The organism is Flagellatimonas centrodinii (assembly GCF_016918765.2).
In the GTDB taxonomy this organism is placed as follows: Bacteria; Pseudomonadota; Gammaproteobacteria; order Nevskiales; family Nevskiaceae; genus Polycyclovorans; species Polycyclovorans centrodinii.
The window spans coordinates 960558-984059 of sequence record NZ_CP092104.1 but is presented as its reverse complement, the minus strand read 5'-3'; the positions used below and the strand labels follow the sequence as shown (position 1 = coordinate 984059).

General features: G+C 69.1%; 21 protein-coding genes. 15 read left to right on the top strand and 6 right to left on the bottom strand.

Annotation, left to right across the window (positions count from 1 at the left end; all coding sequences use genetic code 11):
• Positions 1–234 precede the first annotated feature (234 nt).
• The 7 genes from JN531_RS04760 (at position 235) to JN531_RS04730 (ending at position 11269) form a co-directional block, all read left to right on the top strand.
• Complete coding sequence (locus tag JN531_RS04760) at positions 235–1659, top strand: CmpA/NrtA family ABC transporter substrate-binding protein (protein ID WP_228347713.1); 1425 nt, start codon at positions 235–237, stop codon at positions 1657–1659.
• A complete protein-coding gene (locus JN531_RS04755) occupies positions 1656–2684 on the top strand; it encodes an ABC transporter permease (protein ID WP_228347712.1) in 1029 nt (342 codons plus the stop codon). Before JN531_RS04760 ends, JN531_RS04755 begins: the two co-directional genes overlap by 4 nt.
• Positions 2685–2697: 13 nt before the next feature.
• Positions 2698–3624 (top strand): ABC transporter ATP-binding protein, encoded by a 927-nt coding sequence (locus tag JN531_RS04750; protein WP_228347711.1) that lies wholly within the window; start codon positions 2698–2700, stop codon positions 3622–3624.
• A 727-nt stretch (positions 3625–4351) separates the two neighbouring features.
• Positions 4352–6922 carry a nitrite reductase large subunit NirB gene (gene nirB / locus JN531_RS04745; protein ID WP_228347710.1) on the top strand — a complete coding sequence of 857 codons (2571 nt, stop codon included), beginning with the start codon at positions 4352–4354 and terminating at the stop codon, positions 6920–6922.
• A complete protein-coding gene (gene nirD, locus JN531_RS04740; protein ID WP_228347709.1) occupies positions 6919–7290 on the top strand; it encodes a nitrite reductase small subunit NirD in 372 nt (123 codons plus the stop codon). Before nirB ends, nirD begins: the two co-directional genes overlap by 4 nt.
• 2 nt (positions 7291–7292) lie before the next feature.
• A complete protein-coding gene (locus tag JN531_RS04735) occupies positions 7293–8555 on the top strand; it encodes an NAD(P)/FAD-dependent oxidoreductase (protein ID WP_228349972.1) in 1263 nt (420 codons plus the stop codon).
• Positions 8556–8557: 2 nt separating this feature from the next.
• On the top strand, positions 8558–11269 hold the full coding sequence (locus tag JN531_RS04730) for a nitrate reductase (RefSeq protein ID WP_228347708.1): 2712 nt from the start codon (positions 8558–8560) through the stop codon (positions 11267–11269).
• A gap of 9 nt (positions 11270–11278) precedes the next feature.
• Here the strand turns inward: JN531_RS04730 and JN531_RS04725 are convergent, their stop codons facing one another.
• Positions 11279–12112, bottom strand: coding sequence for a uroporphyrinogen-III synthase (locus JN531_RS04725; protein ID WP_228347707.1), 834 nt, complete (start codon positions 12110–12112; stop codon positions 11279–11281).
• A gap of 21 nt (positions 12113–12133) precedes the next feature.
• On the opposite strand from JN531_RS04725, the gene mobA reads away from it, so the two are divergent.
• The gene (gene mobA, locus JN531_RS04720) at positions 12134–12766 is read left to right on the top strand and encodes a molybdenum cofactor guanylyltransferase MobA (RefSeq protein ID WP_228347706.1); all 633 of its coding nucleotides are present in this window, start codon (positions 12134–12136) and stop codon (positions 12764–12766) included.
• Here the strand turns inward: mobA and JN531_RS04715 are convergent, their stop codons facing one another.
• The gene (locus tag JN531_RS04715) at positions 12767–13135 is read right to left on the bottom strand and encodes a winged helix-turn-helix domain-containing protein (protein WP_228347705.1); all 369 of its coding nucleotides are present in this window, start codon (positions 13133–13135) and stop codon (positions 12767–12769) included.
• A 73-nt stretch (positions 13136–13208) separates the two neighbouring features.
• On the opposite strand from JN531_RS04715, the gene moaA reads away from it, so the two are divergent.
• From moaA to JN531_RS04685, 6 genes are all read left to right on the top strand, one after another.
• Entirely contained in the window at positions 13209–14240 is a 1032-nt protein-coding gene (gene moaA, locus JN531_RS04710; RefSeq protein ID WP_228347704.1) for a GTP 3',8-cyclase MoaA, read from the top strand.
• Between the two features lie 203 nt (positions 14241–14443).
• Positions 14444–14689, top strand: a complete 246-nt coding sequence (locus JN531_RS04705; RefSeq protein ID WP_228347703.1) for a MoaD/ThiS family protein — start codon at positions 14444–14446, stop codon at positions 14687–14689.
• An 820-nt stretch (positions 14690–15509) separates the two neighbouring features.
• Positions 15510–16010, top strand: a complete 501-nt coding sequence (locus tag JN531_RS04700) for a molybdenum cofactor biosynthesis protein MoaE (protein WP_228347702.1) — start codon at positions 15510–15512, stop codon at positions 16008–16010.
• Positions 16007–16939 carry a bifunctional molybdenum cofactor biosynthesis protein MoaC/MoaB gene (gene moaCB / locus JN531_RS04695; RefSeq protein WP_228347701.1) on the top strand — a complete coding sequence of 311 codons (933 nt, stop codon included), beginning with the start codon at positions 16007–16009 and terminating at the stop codon, positions 16937–16939. Before JN531_RS04700 ends, moaCB begins: the two co-directional genes overlap by 4 nt.
• A 9-nt stretch (positions 16940–16948) precedes the next feature.
• Positions 16949–17716 carry a sulfite exporter TauE/SafE family protein gene (locus JN531_RS04690; RefSeq protein WP_228347700.1) on the top strand — a complete coding sequence of 256 codons (768 nt, stop codon included), beginning with the start codon at positions 16949–16951 and terminating at the stop codon, positions 17714–17716.
• Positions 17716–18927, top strand: coding sequence for a molybdopterin molybdotransferase MoeA (locus JN531_RS04685; RefSeq protein ID WP_228347699.1), 1212 nt, complete (start codon positions 17716–17718; stop codon positions 18925–18927). Before JN531_RS04690 ends, JN531_RS04685 begins: the two co-directional genes overlap by 1 nt.
• Before the next feature lie 13 nt (positions 18928–18940).
• Here the strand turns inward: JN531_RS04685 and JN531_RS04680 are convergent, their stop codons facing one another.
• The 4 genes from JN531_RS04680 to JN531_RS04665 are packed head-to-tail and all read right to left on the bottom strand — an operon-like array spanning position 18941 to position 21692.
• The gene (locus tag JN531_RS04680) at positions 18941–19813 is read right to left on the bottom strand and encodes a PDZ domain-containing protein (RefSeq protein ID WP_228347698.1); all 873 of its coding nucleotides are present in this window, start codon (positions 19811–19813) and stop codon (positions 18941–18943) included.
• A complete protein-coding gene (locus tag JN531_RS04675) occupies positions 19810–20199 on the bottom strand; it encodes a hypothetical protein (protein ID WP_228347697.1) in 390 nt (129 codons plus the stop codon). The genes JN531_RS04680 and JN531_RS04675 overlap by 4 nt, the downstream gene beginning before the upstream one ends.
• Positions 20192–20761 (bottom strand): RNA polymerase sigma factor, encoded by a 570-nt coding sequence (locus tag JN531_RS04670; RefSeq protein ID WP_228347696.1) that lies wholly within the window; start codon positions 20759–20761, stop codon positions 20192–20194. Before JN531_RS04670 ends, JN531_RS04675 begins: the two co-directional genes overlap by 8 nt.
• Positions 20762–20819: 58 nt before the next feature.
• Entirely contained in the window at positions 20820–21692 is an 873-nt protein-coding gene (locus JN531_RS04665; RefSeq protein WP_228347695.1) for an alpha/beta fold hydrolase, read from the bottom strand.
• A 105-nt stretch (positions 21693–21797) separates the two neighbouring features.
• Here JN531_RS04665 and JN531_RS04660 point away from each other — a divergent pair, with 105 nt between their 5' ends.
• Complete coding sequence (locus JN531_RS04660; RefSeq protein ID WP_228347694.1) at positions 21798–23039, top strand: efflux RND transporter periplasmic adaptor subunit; 1242 nt, start codon at positions 21798–21800, stop codon at positions 23037–23039.
• The last annotated feature ends 463 nt before the right edge of the window (positions 23040–23502 follow it).

Below are 23502 nucleotides of genomic sequence, written 5' to 3'. Positions count from 1 at the left end.
TTGGTGCGCCGGCACCACACAGGTGCGTCGGCGCCGGTGATGCTCGCCCCGTAGCGGCTCTGCGGGCTGGCACGCCCCTTGCTCACAGCACCATGGCCTTCGCGCCAGGGACCAACGACGGTCCGCAGTATTGATTGAGACGCCGCACGGCATGCGGCACCCCGGACAACGACGTCCATGACACGGTTCTCGCGATCCGTTTCATGGGCGTTTTTTTTTGGCTTCGAGAACCTGATGAACCACCGCCCTGCATCCTTCGCTCCGTTGTTCCTTGCCTCGTTGATGAGCCTGACGGCGTTGCTCACGGCGGGCTGTGGCGGCGCCAAGGACAAGACCGCTGCGCCGGCAACGCCGGCGCCGACGGTCCAGGCCAGCGACCTGCCGGAGAAGCCCGAACTCACCTTCGGCTTCATCAAGCTGACCGACATGGTGCCGCTGGCCATCGCCTACGAGAAGGGTTACTTCGAGGACGAGGGGCTGTACGTCACGCTGGAAGCCCAGGCCAATTGGAAAGTGTTGCTCGATGGCGTGATCTCCGGCGAGCTCGATGGCGCCCACATGTTGGCCGGCCAGCCGCTGGCGGCGACCATCGGCTTCGGCACCGAAGCGCGGGTGATCACCGCCTTCAGCATGGATCTCAACGGCAACGCCATCACCGTGTCCAACGCGGTGTGGGAGGCGATGAAGGTGCATGTGCCGATGCAGGACGGCGCGCCGGTTCGCCCGGTGCGAGCCGAGGCGCTGCGGCCGGTGATCGACGCCTACAAGGCCGACGGCCGCCCCTTCAATCTCGGCATGGTGTTCCCGGTGTCGACCCACAACTACGAACTGCGCTACTGGCTGGCCGCCGGGGGTATCCATCCCGGTTACTACGCGCCGCAACGGGGCGACGTCACCGGTCAGTTGGGCGGTGACGTGCTGATCTCGGTGACGCCGCCGCCACAGATGCCGGCGACGCTGGAGGCCGGCACCATCTTCGGCTACTGCGTCGGCGAGCCGTGGAACCAGCAGGCGGTGTTCAAGGGCATCGGCGTTCCGGTGATCACCGACTATGAAATCTGGAAGAACAACCCCGAGAAAGTATTCGGGGTTCGCGAGGACTGGGCCGAGAAGTATCCCAAGACCCACAAGGCGGTGCTCAAGGCACTGATTCGTGCCGCCCACTGGCTGGATGCCGACAACAACCGCAACCGGGCGGAGGCGGTGAAGATCATCTCGCGATCCAACTACGTCGGTGCCGACGAGGACGTCATCGCCAACTCGATGACCGGGACCTTCGAGTACCAGAAAGGCGAAACCCTGCCGGTGCCCGATTTCAATGTCTTCTTCCGCTACCACGCGACCTACCCCTACTACTCCGACGCCATCTGGTATCTGACCCAGATGCGCCGCTGGGGTCAGATCGCCGAGTACAAGCCGGACGACTGGTATAGGGAGACGGCGCGCCAGGTCTACCGGCCGGACCTGTACGCCGAAGCCGCACGCGCGCTCATCGAGGAGGGCGTGCTCGCGCCCAAAGACTTCCCGGACTTCGACCGCGAAAGCGGCTTCCGCCCTCCCACCGATGAATTCATCGACGGAGTGCCCTACGACGGACGCGAACCCAACGCCTATTTGTCGAAGTTCTCCATCGGCCTGAAAGGGGAGGACCAGCCATGAGCGCGAGCCTTCACCTGCCGCCGTCGCTGTCAGCTGTTCGCCCCTGGGCTGCCCAAAGACTCCTCCGTCTGGGCACCCGCCTTGGCCAGCTACCGTCTCCTTTGCGGTGGGCTCCGTCGCTGTTGCTCCCGGCGGCGGGGTTGCTGGTCTTTCTTATCGTATGGCAGGCGGCCGCCAGCCGGATCGAAACCTCACTCGGCACGTTTCCGGGGCCGTCGCAGGTGTGGACACAGGCCGCCGGCCTGTGGGACGAGCACGTCGCCGAACGCGCCCGTGCCGACGCGTTCTACCAGCGCCAGGTCGACCGCAACGCGGCGCGGCTGGCGGCCAACCCGAACCTTGAGGTACAGATCCGCGCGTACACCGGCCAGCCCACCTTCGTCGACCAGATCGGCACCAGCCTGCTGACCGTGGCCACCGGCTTTCTGCTGGCCTCGGCCATCGCCATCCCGCTGGGTATCGCCATCGGCCTGTCGCGCACGCTGTACGCGGCGACCAATCCGATCATCCAGCTGCTCAAGCCGGTATCGCCGCTGGCGTGGTTACCGCTGGTGACGCTGGTGGTGGCGGCGGTTTACACCAGTGATGACCCGGCCATGCCCAAGTCCTTCGTGGTGTCGGCGATCTGTGTCTTGCTGTGCTCGCTGTGGCCGACACTGGTCAACACCGCCGTCGGCGCCTCGGCGGTGCAGGCCGACCTGGTGAACGTCTCGCGGGTCCTGCGACTCGGCCGTTTCACCCACGTGATGAAGATCGTGCTGCCGTCGTCAGTACCGATGATCTTTGCCGGCCTGCGGCTGTCGCTCGGCGTCGCCTGGATGGTGCTCATCGCCTCCGAGATGTTGGCCCAGAACCCCGGTCTCGGAAAGTTCGTCTGGGACGAGTTCCAGAACGGCAGCTCCGAATCACTCAGCCGGATCATGGTGGCGGTACTGGTCATCGGCTTCATCGGCTTTGTCCTCGATCGCGGAATGCTGTGGCTGCAGCGTGTCGCCTCGTGGGACAAGACCGCCATCCTCCGCTAACCGGATCGTTGCCATGAAACATCATCTCGAACTGTCCGGCATCGGCATGGACTTTCCCACCCCGAACGGGACGTTCTGCGCGCTCGACCGGGTGCAACTGCATGTGCAACAGGGCGAATTCATCTCGCTCATCGGGCACTCCGGCTGCGGCAAATCCACCGTCCTCAATATTGTTGCCGGCCTGCTGCAGGCCACCCGCGGCGGCGTCATCGTCAGCGGCAAGGAGGTCAATGAACCCGGCCCCGACCGCGCCATGGTGTTCCAGAACCACTCGCTGCTGCCCTGGCTCAGCGTCTACCAGAACGTCGAACTGGCGGTGAAGCAGGTTTTTCGTGGGCGCAAGACGCGCGCCGAAATGCGCGAGTGGATCGATCACAACCTGGCGCTGGTCGGCCTGACCCATGCCCGTGACAAACGCCCCAACGAAATCTCCGGCGGCATGAAGCAGCGGGTCGGCATTGCCCGCGCGCTGGCGATGCAGCCACGCATCCTGCTGATGGACGAACCCTTCGGCGCGCTCGACGCGCTCACCCGCGCCCAGCTGCAGGACTCGCTGATGGACATTCAGGCCCAGCTCGGCAACACCGTGCTGATGGTCACCCACGACGTCGACGAGGCGGTGCTGCTGTCGGACCGGGTGGTGATGATGAGCGTCGGCCCGAAGGCCACCATCGCCAAGGTGATGGACGTCACCCTGCCGCGGCCACGGCATCGGCTGGCGCTGGCCGAGAATCCGCACTACCACCATGCACGGGCGGAGATTCTGCGGTTCCTGCACGAAGGCCACGACATCGCCACCGGGGCTCCGCCGGCCGAGCCGCCGGTGGCCGGTGACGGTGCCCCCTCGGCAGCAGCGGAAGCGCCGGAACCACATCCCGCCGAGGAGCGACTGCCGGTCGCCAGCCGGTTGCGGTCGGTGTTGCAGAGGAAGGTGGCGTGATGGTGGCGATGCGCCCGAGGCCCCGGAGGGGCACAACCCAAGCCCCCTGTCATCGCGAGGGGCTTGGCCCCGCGACGATCTTGTCCGGCTGGCACTGCCTTGGCGACGAGATTGCCGCGCTGCCTGCGGCGGCTCGCAATGACATTTGCTTTGTTGCGGATGGCGCTTCGTTGACACTTGCTCTTGATTCGGTTGCAGCGGTTTCGCCCTGTTGGGCGAGTCACTTTTCTTTGCTTGCCCAAAGAAAAGTAACCAAAAGAAAAGGCACCCGACGAGGGCGCCCGCTACGCGGGTCCCCGGCCGCTCTGCCGTGCTCGGGGCCGGGCCAAAGCGGCTCCTGCCGCGTCGGCCCTGATCGGGACATCGTGTCCCGCTCTCCCCTGCGCTCGCCAGACCGTCCGGCGCCCGCAACGGGGAGAACAGCAACAGCGGTCCAGCCTGTGGGCCTTTCGCTGTTCGGACCCGTTGGCGGAAACCGGACAGCACTGCGCACGCAGTGGCCCCAGAGGCGCGCGGGTTTGGTTGCTGTTGCTTCTAACGAATCACCAGGCACCAGTCACGTATCACGGTGCCGCAGGCGCTTCAGAGCGAAACCCATGCTCACAAAACAAGAGCACGTATCGACGAAGGCCTCGCTGCAGTGGATTCGCGCACAGACGGCTCGCCAGGATGGCCAATGCCGAGGTGTATTCGCGGCACGAACCCGGACCTTCCCGGAGACCTCACGATGAACATCATCGTCATCGGCAACGGCATGGTCGGCCACAAGTTCCTCGAGGAGCTGGCCGCCAAGGACCTGCCGAACCTCACCGTCACCATCCTCTGTGAAGAACCGCGCCCGGCCTACGACCGTGTTCATCTGTCGTCGTACTTCTCCGGCACCACCGCCGACGAGTTGTCGCTGGTGACGCCCGGGTTTTTTGATCGTCCCGGCTGGACCCTGCGCCTGTGCGAGCGCGCCGCCCACATCGATACCGACACCCGGCTGGTCATTACCGCGCGGGGCGAACGCTTGCCCTACGACCGGCTGGTGCTGGCCACCGGCTCCTATCCCTTCGTGCCGCCGGTCCCCGGCCGCGACCGCCCGGGCTGCTTCGTCTATCGCACCATCGAGGATCTCGAAGCGATGACCGCCTGGGGCGCCAGCGCCACCAGCGGTGTGGTGGTCGGGGGCGGGCTGCTGGGGCTGGAATGTGCGAAAGCCCTGCGCGACATGTCGCTGGAAACCCACGTGGTCGAGTTCGCACCACGGCTGATGGCGGTGCAGGTCGACGACGGCGGCGGTCGCGTGCTGCGCCAGCGCATCGAGGCCCTCGGCGTCAACGTGCACACCGGCAAGAACACCCTGGAAATCACCGATGGAGAGCACGCCCGTCACCGCATGCAGTTTGCCGACGGCAGCTTTCTCGACACCGACATGATCGTGTTCTCCGCCGGCATCCGGCCGCAGGACGCACTGGCCCGGGTCAGCGGGCTCGAGGTCGGTCCGCGCGGTGGCGTTATCATCGACGATCACTGTCGCAGCGTCAGCGACCCGGCCATCTACGCCATCGGCGAGTGTGCCTTGTGGAACGGCAAGACCTACGGCCTGGTTGCCCCCGGCTACGAGATGGCCCGCGTCTGCGCCGCCCACCTGGCGCTCTCCGCGTCGCCTCACCCCTCACCCCTCACCCCATACGCTTTCAGCGGCGCCGACATGTCGACCAAGCTCAAGCTGATGGGCGTCGATGTCGCCAGCCTCGGCGATGCCCACGGCCAGACGCCCGGCAGTCGCGCCTATGTCTACACCGACGAGCGCCGGCAGCAGTACAAGAAACTGGTGGTCTCCGCCGATGGTCGCCAGTTGCTGGGCGGCGTGCTGGTGGGCGAGGCCGAGGCCTACGGCACGCTGCTGCAGATGATGCTCAATGGCATCGCGCTGCCCGAGGCGCCGGAACACCTAATCTTGCCGCGGCTTGATGGTGCTGCGGCGCCGGCGCTGGGCATCGATGCCCTGCCGGGCACGGCGCAGATCTGTTCCTGCAACGATGTCAGCAAGCAGCAGCTGTGCGACGCGGTGACTGCCGGCGCGCTCACCGTCGGCGATCTCAAGCGCGAGACCCGCGCCGGCACGTCCTGCGGCGGCTGCGTGCCGTTGGTCACCCAGCTGCTCAAGGCGGAGCTGGCGCGCCAGGGCGTGGCGGTCAACAACCATCTCTGCGAGCACTTCGACCACTCCCGGCAGGATCTCTATCACCTGGTGCGGGTGGAACGCATCCGCACCTTTGACGAACTGCTGGCCCGTCATGGTCGCGGGCATGGCTGCGACATCTGCCGGCCGGTGGCCGCAAGCATCTTCGCCAGTTGCTGGAACGATTTCGTGCTGCGGCGCGAACACGCGGCGCTGCAGGATTCCAACGACTACTTTCTGGCCAACATCCAGAAGAACGGCACCTATTCCATCGTGCCGCGCATCGCCGGCGGCGAGATCACCCCGGACAAGCTCATCGTCATCGGTCAGGTGGCGAAGAAGTACGGGCTCTACACCAAGATCACCGGCGGTCAGCGTATCGATCTTTTCGGTGCCCAGGTGCACGAGCTGCCGATGATCTGGCGCGAACTGGTCGATGCCGGGTTCGAATCCGGTCATGCCTATGGCAAGGCGGTGCGCACGGTGAAGTCCTGTGTCGGCAGCACCTGGTGCCGCTACGGCGTGCAGGACTCGGTGGCCATGGCACTCACGCTGGAGCACCGCTACAAGGGCCTGCGGGCGCCGCACAAGCTGAAGTTCGCGGTCTCCGGCTGCACCCGTGAGTGCGCCGAGGCGCAGTCCAAGGATGTCGGTGTGATCGCCACCGAGAAGGGCTGGAACCTCTACGTCTGTGGCAACGGCGGTATGAAGCCGCGCCATGCCGAACTGCTGGCGCGGGATCTCGATGACGCCACGCTGCTGCGCTACGTCGACCGCTTCCTGATGTTCTACGTGCGCACCGCCGACCGGCTGCAGCGCACCAGTGTCTGGCGCGACAACCTCGAAGGCGGGCTGGATTACCTGCAGGACGTCGTCGTCAACGACCGGCTCGGCATCGGCGACGAACTCGAGGCCGAGATGGCGCAGGTGATCGACACCTATGCCTGCGAGTGGCAGCGTGCCATTGACGATCCCGACACGCTGCGGCGCTTCCGCACCTTCGTCAACAGCGACAGCGGCGACGGGGATGTGGTGTTCGTGCAGGAACGCGAGCAGATCCGCCCCGCCACCGACGCCGAACGCCAGGCCGCCTTCAAGGGCGTGCCGGTGGTGGCCGAGCCGGCATGAGGACCACCACCGTGGATGACGCCCTGCTGGAAACCCTGTGGCAGCCGGTCTGCAGCGTCGACGAGATCTGGCCCGATACCGGCGTCTGTGCGCTGGTCAACCACCAGCAGGTCGCCATCTTCCGGGTGCGATCGCCGGGTGGCGCCGACGATGCCTGGTTCGCCCTCGGCAATCGCGATCCCAAGTCCGGCGCCAACGTGCTGTCGCGCGGTCTGGTGGGCAGCCTTGGCGACCGCTTGGTGGTGGCCGCCCCGATCTTCAAGCAGCACCATGATCTTGCCTCCGGTGAATGTCTGGAAGACCCCGCACTGCGGGTGCCGGTCTATCCCGTTCGGGTGGCCGACGGTCGTGTCTGGGTCGCCGCGTGACCATGGCGGTGCCGGCGGCGGCTGACCCTACCCGCATGGCGAGGGGGCCGCAGCAGCGGCTGGTAGTCATCGGCAACGGCATGGCAACGGCGCGGGTGCTGGAGACGCTGTCGGCACGCGCGCCGGGTCGTTATCGCATCACGGTCTTCGGCGCCGAGCCGCAGGCCCGCTACAACCGCATCCTGTTGTCCTCGTTGCTGGCGGGGGAGGTCGCGCCGGCGGCGCTGACGCTCGCCTCGGCAGCGGACGACCCGCAACGGGGGATCACCGTGATCGCCGGCGATCCGGTGGTGCAGATCGATCGCGAGCGCCGGCAGGTCGTCTCCCGCGCCGGAGTGGTGGCCGGCTATGACCGCCTGCTGATTGCCACCGGATCGGTCCCGGTGCGGTTGCCGATCCCCGGCAACACGCTGGGTGGTGTGGTCACCTTCCGCAGTTTCGCCGACGTTGACGCCATGCTGGCCCGGGTTGCACCGGGACGGCCGGCGGTGGTGATCGGGGGTGGCCTGCTCGGGGTCGAGGCCGCCGAAGGCCTGCGGCGACGCGGCATGGCTGTCACCCTGGTGCATCGAGCGGCGGGCCTGCTGAACCAGCAGCTCGATGCCGCGGCGGCGGCGCTGCTGGCCGAGACCCTGCGCGGGCGCGGCCTGCAGTTGCGGCTGTCGCAGGAGACCGCCGCCCTGCTTGGCGAGGGCGGACAGGTGCGGGCGGTGCAGCTGGCCAGTGGCGAAATCCTGGCCGCCGATCTGGTGGTGATGGCGGTCGGCGTGCGGCCGGACATCGCACTGGCGCGCGAGGCCGGCCTGCAGTGCGATCGCGGCATCGTCGTCGACGATACCCTGCAGACCGATGACCCGCGGATCCAGGCCGTCGGCGAGTGCGTGCAACATCGCGGCGTCACCTTCGGCCTGGTGGCGCCGGTGTGGGAACAGGCGCGCGTCTGCGCCGAACACCTGGCAGGCGTCGGCGGTGATGTGTTTCGGGCGCCGGAGACGGCGACACGGCTCAAGGTGAGCGGTATCGAGGTCTACTCCGCCGGGCTGTTCGACGGCGATACCAACTGCGAGAACCTGGTGCTGCGCGCGCCGCGTCGCGGTATCTACCGGCGTCTGGTGTTGCGCGATGCGCGGGTGGTCGGCGCGGTCCTGTTCGGCGATACCTCCGACGGCAGCTGGTATCACCAACTGATGGCCGACAACCGCGACATCAGTGACGTCCGCCAACGGCTGCTGTTCGGGCGCGCCTACTGCGACGTGGAGGCCTGAGCATGCAGGCCGCCGATCCATTGCCGGGGGTGCGCACCACCTGCCCGTACTGCGGCACCGGCTGCGGCGTCAGTGTGCGGCTGTCGGCTGGCACCACCACCGTCAGCGGCGACCCGGAGCACCCGGCCAATCACGGGCGCCTCTGTGTCAAGGGCGCGGCCCTCGGTGACACGCTGGGTCCGGACGGACGCCTGCTGTACCCGCAGATACGGACGCGTGCCGGGGCGCCGACCCGACGTGTCGATTGGGCGCGGGCGCTGGATGAGGTGGCGACCCGCTTCGGCCGGGTGATTCGCGAGCATGGGCCGGACGCGGTGGCCTGGTACGTGTCGGGGCAGTTGCTTACCGAGGACTACTACGTCGCCAACAAGCTGGTGAAGGGCTATGTCGGCACCGCCAACATCGACACCAACTCGCGGCTGTGCATGTCATCGGCGGTCGCCGGCCACAAGCGCGCCTTCGGCGAGGACATCGTGCCGGTCAGCTACGAAGACCTCGAGCAGGCCGACCTGGTGGTGCTGGTGGGGGCCAATACCGCCTGGTGTCATCCCATCCTCTATCAGCGGATCATGCGCGCCCGCGAACGGCGGCCGTCGATGCGGCTGGTGGTGATCGACCCGCGGCGCACCGCCACCGCCGAGTCGGCCGACCTGCACCTGCCGGTCCGCCCCGGCAGCGACGTGTTGTTGTTCAACGGCCTGCTGGCCCATCTGCACGCGACCGGCCACACCGATGCCGGCTTCGTTGGCGCCCACACCCGCGGCGCGCGCGAGACGCTGGCCGAGGCGCACCGGCACGCCGGTGATCCGGACACGGTGGCGCAGGGTTGTGGCCTGCCCCGGGACGCGCTGGACACCTTCTACCGCTGGTTTGCGCGCTGCGAGCGCAGCATCACCGCCTTTTCGATGGGGGTGAACCAGTCCTCGGCCGGCACCGACAAGGTCAACAGCATCATCAACTGCCACCTCCTCACCGGACGCATCCATCGGCCCGGTGCCGGCCCGTTCTCGATCACCGGCCAACCCAATGCCATGGGTGGGCGCGAGGTCGGCGGGCTGGCCAACATGCTGGCCGCCCACATGGAGATCGACAACGCCGCGCACCGACAGATCGTGCAGCGATTCTGGGACAGCCCGCAGCTGGCCGAGCGCCCGGGCCTGCGCGCGGTGGAGCTGTTCGAGGCGGTCGCCGAAGGCCGGATCAAGGCGGTGTGGGTGATGGCCACCAATCCGGTGGTCAGCCTGCCGGATGCCGACATGGTGCGAAAGGCCCTGGCCCGCTGCGAGACGGTGGTGGTGTCGGATGTGACGCATCACACCGACACCGTGCCCTTCGCCCATATCCTGCTGCCGGCGCAGGCCTGGGGCGAGAAGGACGGTACCGTCACCAATTCCGAACGCCGCATCTCGCGGCAACGGCCGTTCGTGGCGCCGCCCGGCGAGGCGCGGCCCGACTGGTGGGCACTGTGCGAGGTCGCACGCCGCTGGGGCCATGGCGCGCATTTCGCCTATACCGGCGCCCACCAGATCTTCGATGAACATGCCCGGCTCACAGCGTTCGGCAACCACCGGCCGCAGCCCGGGGTGGCGGGCCCGGGCGCCCTGCGCTATCTCAATCTGGGCGGGCTGGCCGGCATGTCGCAGCCGCAGTACGACGCCATGACCCCGGTGCGCTGGCCGGTGCCGGCCACGACCGGTGATGACATCCCGCTGTTCTTTCATGCCGACGGTCGTGCGCGGCTGGTGCCGACGGTGCCGCGGGCGCCGGTCCATCGCACCGAGCGGCGCTATCCGCTGGTGCTCAATACCGGCCGGGTGCGCGACCAGTGGCACACCATGACGCGCACCGGTCTGGCGCCGCAGTTGGCGGCGCATACCGGCGAACCGTTCATCGACCTGCATCCCGACGACGCCACCCATGCCGGCCTGCAGGCGGATGATCTAGCCGAGGTGCGCAGCCGCTGGGGACGGTTGGTGGCGCGGGTACGCTGCTCCGGCCAGATGCGCGCCGGCGAGGTGTTCGTGCCGATCCACTGGAATGCGCAGTTCGCCTCCGAGGCCCGCGTTGGTAGCCTGGTCAACCCGGTGGTCGACCCGCTATCGGGCGAGCCGGAGTTCAAGCACACGCCGGTCCAGGTGACACCGGTGGCGGTGGCCTGGCACGGCTTCGCCTTCAGCCGGCGACCGCTCGATCCCGCAGCCCTGCGCTGGTGGGTGCGGGTGCCGGGGACCCGTTTCCAACGCTACGAACTGGCCGATACCGCACCCATGACGGCGCCCGGCGAGTGGGCACGGCAGTGGCTGGGGGCGGATGCCGAGGCCGACTGGATCGACTACGAGGATGCCGCCACCGGCGTCTATCGCGCGGCCTGGTGGGTCGGCGACCATCTGGAGGCCTGCGTGTTCCTGTCGCCGCGGGTGGACCTGCCGGCGCGTCAGTGGCTGGCCGACTGCTTCACCCGTGACGACCTCGGTAGCCTGTCGCGCGCCGCCCTGCTGGCCGGTGAGGCGCCGCGCGGCGAAGACGCCGGCCCCACTGTTTGCGCCTGCTTCGGGGTCGGCCGCAACACCATCAGCGAGGCGATCCGCAGCCGCGGCCTGCGCGATCCGGCGGCGGTCACCGCCTGCCTCAAGGCCGGGGGCAACTGTGGCTCCTGCGTGCCGGAGATCCGCGCGCTGATCGCGGCGCAGGCGCCGGCGGCGGTCGCGCCGTGAGGCGTGAGTCTAGCTGCGCGATGCCGCCAGCAGGCCGGCCAGCGCCTGGGTCAGCGGTTTCAGGAAGAAGGCTTCGCCGGGCATGACATCGACCGCGACGCCGCGGGCGCGCAGGGCGTCGGCGACCACGGGGCCGACCGCGGCCACGGTGCTGCCGGACAGACCCGCGCGCAGGGTGTCGTTCAGCCCGCGACGGCTGGCCAGGCCGAACAGCCGGTCGACCTGCGCCATGCTGGTGAAGGCGATGGCATCGACCTGTCCAGCCGCCAATCGGGTGATCAAGTCGGCCACCGCGGCGTCATCGGCGGCATCGGCATAGACATAGGGCGACACCGGCAGCGGGGTGGCGCCGGCTGCCGTCAGCGTGTCGAGCAGGCGCGTGCTCGGCTCGCTGCCGTAACGCTGCACGCCGACGCGGCGGCCGCGCAGGTCCAGTGTGCGGAGGACCTCGATGACCCCCTCGCTGGTCGGCGTTTCGGCGACCAGGGTGGGGCGCAGCCCGAGGGTCCGCAGTACCCGCCCCGGCTTGGGGCCGCGGACAATGGTGCGCACCCGCGCCAGCTGCGCGCGAAAGGCATCGAGACGCTCGGCGTCGTGGCGTTCCAGGCAGCCCAGCAGCCGTCGCAGGCCTTCGCCGGTGAGCAGCACCAGGTCGTCACAGGCGCCATCGCAGAACCGCGCCAGCCAGGCCCGCACCGGCGCCGGGTCGGGGGCGTCGAGGATCGCCACCAGCGGACAGCGCAACACCGACGCGCCGCGGCGTTCCAGCAATGCAGTGAACAGGTCGAGTTCGCGGGTTTCGGGGACCGCGATGCAGCGGCCGGCCAGTGAATCGTCGATCATGATGGGCAACGGAGAGACGCCATGGCAGAACAGTCTGCATCCATCGTGCCGCCGGCGTCGGTCGGCGGCGACGCGGTGACCGCGCTCATTCTTGCCGGTGGCCGCGGTGCGCGCATGGGCGGGCAGGACAAGGGCCTGCTGCGGCTGGCCGGCCGGCCACTGGTGGCGCATGTGTTGACCGCGTTGCGGCCGCAGGTGGCGACCGTGTGGGTCAACGCCAACCGCAACCTCGACGCCTATGCTGCCTTCGGGCTGCCGGTGCTGACCGACGCTGCCGACGATTTCCCCGGCCCTCTGGCCGGCATCCACGCGGGCTTGTCACGGCTGACATCCGGCTGGCTATTGTGTGCGCCCTGCGATGCGGTGCGGTTGCCGCCGGATCTGGTGGCGCGACTGTGTCGCGGAGCATCGGATGCCGGCGCTGCCGCTGCCTATGCGGTGACCGGCGACACGCCGCACTACCCGCTGTGCCTGTTGCATCACCGCCTCGCCGATGCCGTGGCAATGCAGCTGGCCGGGTCATCACGATCGGTACGCGGGTTGCTGTCGGCGGTGGCGGCGGTACCGATCGCCCTGCCGGTGACGGCGACGCCGGTACTGAATCTGAATACGCCGGCGGCACTGGCCGACTGCGAACGCCAATGGGGCGGGTGATCAGCGGGCCAGCAGGTCGCCGAGCTTGTCGCTGAGACGGGTGACATGGCGGGCATGCAGCACCTCCAGGCGGCGGTAGGCACGAACCAGCGCGCGACCGTCGTCGCTCAGCCCGGCACCGCCCCCGCCCTTGCCACCGGTGCGGCGCGCCACCAACACGCGGCCGCTGCGTTTGCTCATCAGGTCCACCGCATCCCAGGCGGCGCGGTAACTCATGCCCATGCCGAGGGCGGCCTGGCGGATCGAGCCGGTGTCGTCAATGCGCTCCAGCAGTTCGATGCGGCCGGGGCCGGCGAGGCTCTGGTCACCCGCCATCAGCCAGAAACTGGACCGTAGGGTGAGCGATGCGGGCGATGGGGATCTGGGCATGGGGCACCGGCTGTTTTCGCGTGATGTTCAATCAGGTATAACGCTAGCAAGTCTGACACCTTCAACCAAGTCCGTGACCGCCGCCGTCGCCAATCCCGCTCCGACCACGCGCCCGCTGCCGGTGGCGGCCGTTGGTCTGCGTGACCGGCACGGCCGCGGCAAGCGCAAGCTGCGCATCTCGCTGACCGACCGCTGCAACTTCCGCTGCACCTATTGCATGCCCGAGCATCCGCAGTGGTTGCCGCGGTCATCGCTGATGACCCGCGATGAAGTGTTGCGACTGGCGCGGATTGCGGTGCTGCACGGCATCACCCATATCCGCCTGACCGGCGGCGAACCGCTGCTGCGGCCCGACCTGCTCGACTGTGTGCACGATCTGCAGACGCTCCGACCGCTGGGGCTGCAGCGACTGTCGATGACCACCAATGCTGCCCTGCTGGCGCCCGCTGCCAAGGCGCTCGCCGAGGCCGGGTTGGACGATCTCAACATCAGCCTCGACGCCGTCGACCCGGACGCATTCCGGGCCCTCACCCGCCGTGAGGTTGCGCCAGTACTGGCCGGCATCAACGCCGCCATCGACGCCGGGCTGCCGGTGAAGCTCAACGCCGTGGTGCTGCGCGGCCGCAACGATGAGCAGATCCTGCCGCTCACCGCCTGGGCCTTGGCGCGCGGCTTGCCGCTGCGGTTCATCGAATACATGCCGCTGGACCAGCCCGGCCGCTGGCAAGCCGACGACGTGGTCAGCGAGGCCGAGATCCTGGCGCGGCTGCGCAGCGTCTACAGGGTCGAGGCCCTGCCCCGCGGGTCTGATCCGGCCACCCGCTACCAACTGGCCGGCGAAGCGACCGGTGTCGGCATCATCGCCACCGTCAGCAACCCGTTCTGCGCCAGTTGCGACCGCATCCGCCTCACCGCCACCGGCGAACTGTTCACCTGCCTGTTCGCCGCCTCCGGCACGCCGCTGGGTGCCCGCATGCGGGCCGGTGATGACGATGCCACGCTGTCGTCGCTGCTGCGCAACGCCGTGTGGCACAAGCAGGCCGGTTACGCCGCCGCCCCCGGGCCGGTGGAGCGCCCGATCTTGATGCATGGAATAGGGGGGTGAGCCCCGCTGTTTTTGCGAGCACTGCTCGCGGGCGGGGCGAACGACCGGACATGGATGTCCGGGCCGGAGTGGATTCGCGAAGTGACGTGTCGCCAGGATGGCCAGAGCCTTGGTGTATTCGCGGCACAGCAGCCGTTTTTGCGAGCACTGCTCGCCCACCTTTCAGGCGTCCCGTCAGCCACTGGAACCCACGAGTACTTGTCATGAACATCCAATTCGAATTCTTCGGTGTCCTGCAACGGCTCTGCAGCGACCAGCCTGTCCCGCTCACGCTGGCAGCCGGCACGACCCTCGACGACGCCCTCGATCAACTCGCCAGTCGGTTTCCGGATGCCAGTGCCGAGCTGGAACGGGTGGCCTGCGCGGTCGGCGACCAGATCGTGCCGCGGCGTGCCGCGCTTGAGGACGGGATGGTGGTGGCGCTGTTGCCGCCGGTGGCGGGGGGGTGAGCCCCCTCGGCGAGCAATGCTCGCGGAGGGGGCTCACCCTACGTGGCGCCAAAGCCCCCTGTCATCGCGAGGGGCGTAGCCCCGCGGCGATCTCGTCCGGGTGGCACCGCCGTGGCGACGAGATTGCCGCGCCGCCTGCGGCGGCTCGCAATGACATTTTTTTTGTTGCGGATGGCGCTTTGTCGACACGTGCTCTTGATGTGTCAGCACGGGTTTCGCCCTGCTGGGTGAACCCCGTTGCTTTGCGAGCACTGCTCGCAGACGGGGTTCACGACCCGGCATGGATGCCGGGGCCGGAGTGGATTAGTGAAGTGACGCGTCGCCACGATGGCCAGCGCCATGGTGTATTCGCGGCACAACAGCCGCTGTTGCAAGCACAGCTCGCAGCTTAGGCAGAGGACCGAACAGCGATGACTGAGCCAGCGTGAAATTGAGCATTGAGAGGAGTGATGATGTTGATACTGCGTCGGCAACGTGATCTTGTCATTGCCAGCAACGGTTTCGCCCTGCTGGGCGAGGCACCTTTCTTTGCTTGCCCAAAGAAACGTGCCCCAAAGAAAGGGCCCCCCGGAGAGGGCGCCGGCTTCGCCGGTCCCCGGCCGTTCTGTCGTGCTCGGGGTCGGGCCAAAGCGGCTCCTGCCGCGTCGGCCCTGATCGGGACATCCCTGTCCCGCTCTCCCCTGCGCTCGCCAGACCGTCCGGCGCCCTCAACGGGGAAAACAGCTAAAGCGTGCAGGTCTCAAGGCTTCGGCTTCTAACGAATCGCCAATCACGTATCACCAACGGCAACGCCGCCACGCATGAACCGAATTCCACTTATATGTACCTCTCCAAATCCCCCCTCCTCCTCGACCCCCTCCTCGCCGTCGGCGACCACCCCAACTGTGGTGGCCTCGCCATCTTCGGTGGCACCGTCCGCGACCATCACGAAGGCCGCGCGGTGACGCGGCTGCGCTACACCGCCTACGCACCGTTGGCGGAACGGCTGATGGCTGAGATCGAAGCGGAAACCCGTGCCCGGTTTGAGTTGCCGTATTGCCGGGTGGTGCATCGCATCGGCCTGCTCGAGATCGGCGATGTCGCCATCTATTGCGTCACCCGCGCCGCGCACCGCGCGGAGGCGTTCGCGGCCTGTCGCCATGCGGTGGACGCGGTGAAGCATCGGGTGCCGATCTGGAAGGAGGAGTTCTACGCCGATGGCAGCAGTCGCTTCGTCGAGGGCTGCTGCATCACCGCCGAGGGCGACGAGGCTTCGGTTGCGCAGGGTGCCCACCATCACCATCACGACCACCATCACAACCACGAGCGCACATCGGCATGAAAGACGTTGGCGACAAACCCGAGACCCGCCGCAGCGCGCGGGCATCCTGCGTGCTGCAGGCGCCGGCCGACTGTATCGAGCGACTGCGGCGGGGCGATACCGACAAGGGCGATGCGCTCAAGACCGCCCGGGTGGCCGGCATTCTCGCGGCCAAGCGCACCGATGAGCTGATCCCGCTCTGTCATCCGCTGCCGATTCACCGCGCCGATATCGACTACGAACTGGGCGAGGCCGAGGTCAAGGTGATCGCCACGGTCGACACCATCGGCCCCACCGGGGTCGAGATGGAAGCGCTGACCGCCGCCAGCCTGGCGGCACTGACGCTCTACGACATGCTCAAGCCGCACTGCAAACCGGCCGAGTTGCGCATCACCGACACCCATCTCGAAGACAAGCGCGGCGGCAAGTCGCAGTTTGGGCGGCAGCTGCGGGTGGCGGCGACCGCACAGGTCATCGTGCTGTCCGACTCGGTGGCTGCCGGGCGCAAGCCCGATACCGCCGGACGCGCGGTGCAAGCGGCCTTGCAGCAGGCCGGTTTCGCCGAGGTCGCCTATGGCGTCATTGCCGACGAACCCGATGCCCTGCGGCGTGAACTCGATGCGGCACTCGACGCCGGCACTGCGCTGGTGATGACGGTGGGCGGTACCGGCGTCAGCCCGCGCGACTGCACGGTGGAAACGGTCATACCCTATCTGCTGCAGCCGCTGCCGGGGCTGCTGGAAGCGGCCCGCGCCTTTGGCCAGCGGCGCACGCCGTATGCGGCGCTGTCGCGCGGGGTGGCGGGCTATGCGCGTGGCAACAGTCTCATCGTCACCTGCCCCGGTTCGCGCGGCGGCGCCAGCGAGACACTGGCCGCCATCCTGCCGGCGCTGGTGCACCTGATTGAAGTCTGCCGGCCGGGCAAGCCACACCCCGGCGGCTATACCTGAGGCGGGCGGATGGAGGCGGCCGACCTGTTGCTGGCGCTGTTGATGCTGTGCGTGGCCACGCTGTATGCCAGCGTCGGGCACGGCGGTGCCTCGGGCTACATCGCGGTCATGGCCCTGCTGGGCCTGGCGCCGGACACCATTCGCCCGGTCGCGCTCGGGCTCAACGTGATCGTTGCCGGTGTTGCCACCGCCCAGTTCGCCGGCGCCGGACACTTTCGTGGGCGTCTACTCTGGCCGTTCGTGCTGCCCGCCATCCCCTGTGCCGCCCTGGCGGGCAGTCACCCGATCGGCGACACCGGCTTTTCGGTGATCACGGGAGTCGTCCTGCTGTTGTCCTCCGCCCGGCTGTTCTGGGGCCCCGGCGATGCCTCGCCCACACGGGCGGTGTCGATTCGGGTCGCCGTCCCGGTCGGCGCGGTGCTCGGCCTGCTGTCGGGCTGGATCGGCGTCGGTGGCGGTATCTTTCTGACCCCATTGTTGTTGTTTTCAGGCTGGGCGACGGTGCGGGCTGCGGCGGCGGTGTCGGCGCCCTTCGTGCTGCTGAATTCGCTCGCCGGCCTGGCGGGCTGGAGCCTGTCGGGATCACCGTGGCCGTCGCTCTGGTTGTTCGTGCCGCTGGCGATGGTGGTGTTGCTGGGCGGCATCGTCGGCAGTTGGCTGGGTAGCCGGCGGCTCTCGCCACCCGGCGTGCGGCGGGCATTGGCGCTGGTACTGCTGGTCGCCGGCGTCAAACTGTTGTCGGGTAGCGGTCTGTTCTCATGGCCGGGAGCGACTTGATGATCTCGTTGGATACCGCGTTGCAGCGCTATGCCGAGCGGCTGGCGCCATTGCCGGTGCAGACCTGTCCGCTGGCGGCCGCCCTGGGGCGGGTGCTCGCCGAGGCGCCGGCGGCGCAGACCGACCTGCCACCGTTCACCCAGAGCGCCGTCGACGGCTACGCGCTGCATCATGCCGATCTCGTCGATGCCACCGAGGCCAGCCCGGTGCGGCTGCCGCTGGTTGGCGAGGTGGCGGCAGGCGCGGCAACGGTCCCCGCCCTGCAACGGGGCACCGCCCTGCGCATCTTTACCGGCGGCGCGCTGCCGGCGGGTGCGGACACCGTCGCCCGCCAGGAGATCGTCGAACGTGATGACGCCGAGGTGCGGTTGCGACAGCCCTTGCCGGTGCATGCCGACACCCGCCTGCGCGGCGAGGAATTGACCGGCGGCACGCCACTGGCAGCACCTGGCACCCGCGTGACCCCCGGCGTGATCGCCGCCCTGGCAATGGCCGGTGTCGGCGCGGTGCAGGTGCATCGGGCGCCGCGACTGGCACTGCTGGTCACCGGGGACGAGGTCGCCCGCGCCGGCGAACCGCTACAGCCCGGGCAGATTTTCGATGCCAACGGGCCGCTGCTGCAGGCCTGGTGCCGGCAGCGCCTGGGGCAGACCCCGCCGCTGCACGTCGTCGCCGACACCCTGGCGGCCACGCGCGCCGCGCTCGAGCAGGCGCTGGCCGAGGCGGACCTGGTGATCACCACCGGTGGCGTGTCGGTGGGTGACCACGATCATGTGCGTGCTGCCGCGGTAGCGCTCGGAGTCGAGGAGGTGTTCTGGCGGGTCGCCCAGAAACCCGGCATGCCGCTCTATTTCGGACAGCGGGGTGCCGCCGCGGTGATCGGCCTGCCCGGCAACCCAGGGGCGGTGATGGTCGGCCTGCAGGTGCACGTGGAACGCATGCTGTCGTGGCTGGAGGGCGCCGGCGCAACGACCCCTGCCTGGCGCGCGGGGGTGCTGAGCACGGCGGTGCGCGGCGATGCCCGCCGCGAGCTGCTGATGCGCATGCGGGTGACGGTGGATGCCGCCGGGGTCGCCCAACTGCAGCCGCTGGACCGGCAGGCCTCGCACATGCTCAGCAACCTCACCGAGGCCAATGCCCTGGTGCGGATCACCGCGCCGGACCTGGCAGCCGGCACGCGGGTGTCGTGGATCCCGCTCGGCGCAACCTGAGTTCGAGCCGGCGTCAGCGCGGGGCCGGCGGTGGCGTGGCGGCCTTGTCCAGGCGTGGACGTTGCGGCCGCGGCCCGCTGAGCTCAAGCGCGCTGCCGAGACGCTGCAGGCGCAGCGTGGTGGTCTCGCCTTCGCCCCGCAGTACCGCCTTGAACAGGCTGCGAGGGCTGTCGACCGCGGTACCGTCGACGGCGGTGATGACATCGCCCGGCTGCAACGCAAAGCGGCTGTCGTCGGGCACCCTCAGCAGCAGCACGCCGTGGTCGAGCCCGCCGAAGTAGGGTGCCAGCGCCGCACTCATCGGCGCCAGTTGCCAGGCCAGCGGGCCGCTGTCGGGCCGGCGCCGGTGGCGCCGCTCGCTCGACGGTGGCGCGGCGGTGGTGGTGATGTTGAGCGCCAGCACCTGGCCCGCCCGCGCGACCCGCACCGGCACCGTCTGTCCCACCGTCAGGTCGGCCAAGGCCGGGCGCAATGCCGGATTGGGCACCCCCTCCGTGCTGCTGCCCACCGGGACTCCGTTCACGGCCAGCAGGACGTCACCGGCTGTCACCCCGGCCTGTGCCGCGCCGCCGGCTTCGGCGACCGCCATGATCCGCAGGCCCTTCTGGCCATCGGCCAGGGTGTCGGCCGGGCCGAGCCGCAGGCCCAGATGCCCGCGCAGCGGGTCGCCCAGGCCCATCGGGCCCGGTGACGGCAGACCGTGTGTGTCCAGCAGGTCGGCATAGCGACGCGCGGCCTGATGCAGGGCGTCGCGCGCCGCTTCGAGTTCGCTGCGTACCTCGGCCGGCAGCGGTGTCGGGGCGGGCGGGGCGGCGACGGTCGGCAGCGCGATACCGAGCCACAGTCCGGCGGCGAGCCACAGGGGGGGCGGGGGCAGACGGGTCATAGCCATTCCTCCTCGGCTATCGGGGTGGACAACAGTGCGGTGGCGGTCACGGCAACCGCGGTCTCGTCGAGATCGGTCGGGGCATAGGGATCGGATGTGGCCTGCAGTGCCAGCGCCGCGGCGGCCAGCGCCCAGGCGTCGGGGGCCGTCCCGGCGTCGGCGTTGGCGCCGGTGGCGACGGTGATCGGTGCCGGGCGTGGCCCCGGGACTCCGGACTGCAGGCCGATGATCACCGCCACCGCGCCCAGCCCGGCGGCCATCAGCATCGGCACCCAGCGGCGGGCGGGACGGCGTGGCCGCAGCCGCGCATCGACTCGCGCCCAGCCGTCGGCGGGAGGATCGAAATCGGGCAGCGCCCGCAGGGCATCGGCAAGGGGGTCAGACATGGGATTCACTGGAGGCTCCTGGCACCGACGGGGCGCCGCCGAACTGCTGTCGCAACCGGGCATGCGCGCGCGACAGCTGGGATTTGGAAAAGCTCACCGTGCGGTCGCAGAGGGCGGCGATCTCGACATGGGTGTAACCCTCGACGTGGTAGAGCCAGAGCACCGTGCGCGGCACATCAGGCAGGGTCGACAGCACCCGCTCGAGATCGAGGGTGTGCAGGTCTTCCTGGCCGATCTGCGCTTCGATCACGTCGTTGGTCGGCACGAACAGGTCCTGCCAGCGGCGCTGCGCCCGCAGGTACATCAGCGCCTGGGTGACCACCACCCGTCGTAGCCAGCGACCGAACGGGGCATCCCCGCGGAACTGGTGCAGAGTGCGGAAAGCGGTGACGAAAGCATCCTGCAGCACATCGGCGGCACCGTCCGGGTCGTTGACCATGCGCCGCGCCAGCGTGAAGGCCGGCCGCTCGAAGCGTCGGTAGATCGCCGACTGCGCGCTGGCCTCGCCGCGGGTGGCGGCGGCCAGCTCGCTGTCGGAAACCTCGAGATCGAAGGCGCTCATGCCTGTTTGGATGCCGGATTCGCGAAAAAGGTCGCAGGCCGGCAGCGACGCGGGCCGCCTAGTCCAGCGATGCCAGGAACCGCGCGATGGCCGCCGTCGTCGCCGCCGGGTCCTCCAGCATGAAGCCATGACCGCCGGCCATCGCCTGCACCTGCACCTGCGGCGCCAGCGCGCGCACCCGGCGGATCGTTGCCGGGAAGAACGGATAGCTGTCGCGGCCGTACAGCAGCAGGGTCGGCACGGCCAGCCGCCGCACCGCCGCCCAGGGATAGAACGGCTGCTCGAACACCGCCGCCTCGATCGCCGGCGGGCAACACAGCACCCGGCCTTCGGCGCTGTCACGGCTGGCATGCTCGACGAAGTGGTGGAACGCGTCGTCGGTCCAGCCGCGGTAGATGCCGCGGCCGGCCAGTCGCTGTTGCAGGGCGGCGCGGTCCGGCCAGCAGGCGCGCCGCCGGCGCGCAGCATTGGCGATCGGATTGCGGCCCAGCGCCGACGCCAGTTTCACGCCCAGCCAATGCGGGGTTGGCAGCAGGATGGGGTCGAGCAGCACCAGCGCGCGGAACCGCTGTGGCTGCCGGTCAGCCAGCCGAAGGGTGAGGGCGCCGCCGTAGCTGTGGCCCATGCCGATCACCCCGGATGCCGGCAGCCCGAGGTTGTCCATCACCGCAGGCACCCGCGCCAGGATCGCCCGGCTGCCGCTGAAATGCGGGGGCGCATCGCTTTCGCCCTGGCCCTCGATATCGTGAAGACACAGGCGATGATCGGCCGCCAGCCCGCGCAGCATCGGCCAGTAGACACCGCCGCAGAAGCCGTTGCCGGACAGCCAGTGCAGCCAGGGGCCGTGGTCGCCGGCATGGCGCCCCCGCAGGGTCGGGCCGCTGCCGGCGGTGGAGGTCCAGCGGGGCAGGTGGTGATAGTCGGTCGTCATCCCGTGGCGCGTCGTCGAGGGGGGCTGAGCATAGCGGGCACTGCACGCGGGAGTGCGCCGACCGGTTTACCATGGGCCACAACGTAAAAACGATGACGCCCGCGCATGTCCAACCAGGCCGACCTGCTGGCCCGACTCAAGCTGGATCGTGATGACCGCCCCGCGCCCACCAACGGTGGCGGCGGCGGTCGCCTGCTGTGGTTCGTCGCCGGCCTGCTGGTGCTGGGTCTGCTGCTGCTGGCCTGGTTATGGTGGCGACCGCAGGCCCTGTTGGAAGTGCGGGTCGCGCCGGCGCGCAGCGCGGCCTCTGCGCCGGCTGCCAGCGCCTCGGTGCTGGATGCCTCCGGCTATGTGGTGGCGCGGCGGCAGGCGACGGTGTCGTCGAAGGTCACCGGCAAGGTCACCGAGGTGCTGATCGAGGAGGGGCAGACCGTCGCCGAGGGCGAGGTGCTGGCCCGCATCGACGATCGCAACGCCCAGGCGCAGCTGGCGCTGGCGGAGGCGCAGATGCAGGCGGCCCGCTCCCAGCTGACCGAGGTTCGAGTGCAGTTGGCGGATGCCGAACGCACGGTGACCCGCAACCGTGAGCTGGCCGGCAAGGGCCTGGTCAGCCAGGCCGCGCTCGACAGCGCCGAGGCCAGCCGCGACAGCCTCAAGGCCCGGCTCGCCAGCGCTGTCCAGCAGGTCACGGTGGCCAGCCGCAGCGTCGAGGTGCAGGCGCAGCAGCTCGACGACACCGTGGTGCGGGCGCCGTTCGCCGGGGTGGTGACGGTGAAGAATGCCCAGCCCGGTGAAATGATCTCGCCGCTGTCGGCCGGTGGCGACGGCACCCGCACCGGCATCGGCACCGTGGTCGACATGGACTCGCTGGAGATCGAGGTCGACGTCAACGAGAACTTCATCAACCGGGTGCGCCCGGGCCAGCGCGTCACCGCCCGGCTCAACGCCTATCCCGATCTCGACCTGCCGGCGGAGGTGATTGCGGTGATCCCCACCGCCGATCGCAGCAAGGCGACCGTCAAGGTGCGCATCGGCCTGACCACGCGTGACCCGCGGGTGCTGCCGGAAATGGGCGTGCGGGTGGCCTTCCTGCCGGATGCCGCCGCCGCCGATGATGACGACGATGCCGCGCCGGCCCGGGGCGTGCGGGTTCCGGCCAGCGCGGTGGTGGAGGGCGCGGTGGTGTGGGTGCTGCGCGACGAACGGGTCGAGCGGCGCGCGGTGGCCGATGTCGAGGTGCTGGGCAGTGATGCCCGCGTCGGTACCGGGCTGCGGCCGGGTGAGCGGGTGGTGGTGGAACCGCCGGCGGATCTGGTGGAGGGGCGTGTGGTGCGGGTGGTGTCGTGAGCGTCAGTGTGCGATTCGCGTCACAACCCAACACCTCGATCACCAGGCCCCCTGTCATCGCGAGGGGCGCAGCCCCGCGGCGATCTTACGATCGAGGGCAATGCCTGCCGGACGAGATTGCCGCGCCGCCTGCAGCGGCTCGCAATGACATTTGTTTTGAGGTGGGCGGTACTTCGTCGAAACGCCCTCGTATTTCGGTTGCAGTGGTTTCGCCCTGCTGGGCGAGTCCCTTTTCTTTGCGTGCCCAAAGAAAAGAGACGAAAAGAAAGGGCACCCGGAGAGAGCGCCGGCTGCGCCGGTCCCCGGCCGATCTGCCGTGCTCGGGGCCGGGCCAAAGCGGCTCCTGCCGCGGTGGCCCTGAGCGGGACATCGTGTCCCGCTCTCCCCTGCGCTCGTCAGACCGTCCGGCGCCCTCTAACGGGACCAAAAGCCACAGCGACCGGACCGGGACGCTTTTCGCTTC